This window comes from Lysinibacillus sp. NPDC097287, from assembly GCF_044761695.1.
Taxonomy (GTDB): domain Bacteria; phylum Bacillota; class Bacilli; order Bacillales_A; family Planococcaceae; genus Lysinibacillus.
In genome coordinates, this window is sequence record NZ_JBIWCX010000062.1 from 1 (window position 1) to 1325 (window position 1325).

Sequence of the window (1325 nt, forward strand, 5' to 3'; positions counted from 1 at the left end):
TCGAAACCACGACTCCTCTACACATCGGCCTCTCGGATTGATGGGCGAACGGTAGCGAGGGACCTGGACTGCTTGAACCGAAGCAGAGGGGCCACCCTGCCTTTTCGAAACTTCACACGGTGGAAGCGAAGCGCAGTTCTACCCGATCAGTGCATTTCTGGGCACTTCTAGCGACTGCACAACCACCGGTAGATTCCTAAGCTCGCCTACAGACATGCGATCCTCTGACGCCGGCAACCCTTGTCCGGCGGCCCAACCAACCGACGGGATACACGTGCCAATTCCAACTTCTTCCACGCCTGGCCCAGTCATGACGCAACTCGCAACAGCGCTGTTCAAAAATGCACACCGCGCCGGCCAAAACTTCACGGATGGAGAGCTCCACAACATCCGCCAAGGTGAAGAAGGAACCACGGAACGGATCTTGCTGGACTTCGCGAAAACCCTTCCCGACCTCCACGTCGGAGCCTTCACCCGCAGAGAGGAATCCCGCTACGGTGCGGACTGGAAATGGTGGATCTCGGACGGCTCGAACAAATGGTTTCACCTCGTCATCCAAGCCAAGAAGCTTCAAACACCCAAAGCGCACGCGGCCGGGAAATACAAGATCAAACACACCGTTCGATCCACTGGCATGCAGCAGATCGACCTACTCGACCTCTACGCCCGAAAGAGCGGAGCGCATAGCCTCTATGCGCTCTACAACCTCGCCGCTCGCGGCGTCCGGTACAGCGACCACACATGCTGCCTCGGCCCCTCCGGCGACCGAATCACTGCTGTCAGCGCAGATGTATTTCTCAAGCGGTTCCCACGTACCAAGGGTCTAGTCGATGATGTCTCCCTAGCCGCGATCCGCGAATACGCAATTCCCTGGTCATGTTTGGCAGACGGTCGGGTCCCCACAGACCCCCGGCCCCCAAAGACCCTTGGGACGGAGGGCCTAACCCGTTGACTCCCACACAATTTGCACAGTGGGTGACAACCCGCCTCAACCACGGCGCCCTGAGCGCATTCAACTCGGACAGCGCGGCATATTCGATGCTCGTCAACTCCGCAACACTGAAAACCCTTGCGCACGGCCGCGAGTGGGTTCAGCGAACCTATCGCGGCTACCTCAACGCGTGGACGAGCACAGCGGACGAGATGGCACCCGACGAGCGGAAGGACGCTTGGATGACCAGTTTCCTATCTGAACTCGAATATTCCGACGTATTTTTCGCCCATCAGCCCATCAGGATCTTCGACCGCGCCGACCTCCCTCCCTACGTTTCCGCCGTCCTCAGCAACGAACCGATCCCCGAAGACGTCCGGCACCCCTCCTCCCG

The 1325-nt window shown here is 59.2% G+C and carries 2 protein-coding genes; both read left to right on the plus strand.

The window, feature by feature from the left end; genetic code table 11:
• Window positions 1-310: 310 nt before the first annotated feature.
• Window positions 311-952, plus strand: a complete 642-nt coding sequence (locus ACIQ2D_RS22030) for a DUF6615 family protein (protein ID WP_003945292.1) — start codon at window positions 311-313, stop codon at window positions 950-952.
• On the plus strand, window positions 949-1325 hold a 377-nt coding region (locus ACIQ2D_RS22035; protein ID WP_402867423.1), incomplete at its 3' end, for a hypothetical protein. The genes ACIQ2D_RS22030 and ACIQ2D_RS22035, both read left to right, overlap by 4 nt.